Below are 549 nucleotides of genomic sequence, written 5' to 3'. Positions count from 1 at the left end.
CAGTGGTGGTGCCCATCGTGCCGCGGAACAGCGGGGTGTCGACGCCACCGGTGATCAACGCGTTGACCCGTACGGCCTGTTCGGCGTTCTCCAGCGCCGCCGCCCGGGCCAGGCCGACGACGCCGTGCTTGGCCGCCACGTACGGGGCGACGCCCGGCATGCCGACGACGCCGAGGTTGGAGGCGTTGACGACGACGGAGCCGCCGCCGGCCGCCACGATCGCCGGGAGCTGGTGCTTGAGGCTGAGGAAGACGCTCGTCAGGTTGTGTTCCAACTCGGCCGACCACCGCTCGGTCGCCGTCTCCTGGAGCGGGCCGAAGGCATTGACGCCGCCGGCGTTGTTGAACGCGCCGTCCAGCCGGCCGAATTCCCGTACCGCCGTTTCCACCAGGTGGGCCATGTCGGATTCCACGGTGACGTCGGTCGGTACGAAGAGGGCGTTGCCGCCGTTGGCCCGGATGCCCGCCACCACCTCGTCACCGACGTCCTTGCGGCGCGCCGCGAGCACGACCGACGCGCCCTCGGAGGCGATCCGCTCGGCCACCGCCC

The 549-nt window shown here is 71.8% G+C and carries 1 protein-coding gene; it reads right to left on the bottom strand.

The window, feature by feature from the left end; all coding sequences use genetic code 11:
* The coding region (locus tag KUM32_RS35610; protein ID WP_217146061.1) for an SDR family NAD(P)-dependent oxidoreductase at positions 1–549 on the bottom strand (549 nt) is incomplete at both ends.

This window comes from Streptomyces sp. AC627_RSS907 (assembly GCF_019049165.1).
Note: the sequence above shows the minus strand (reverse complement) of the source record. Positions and strands in the feature narration are given on the sequence as shown.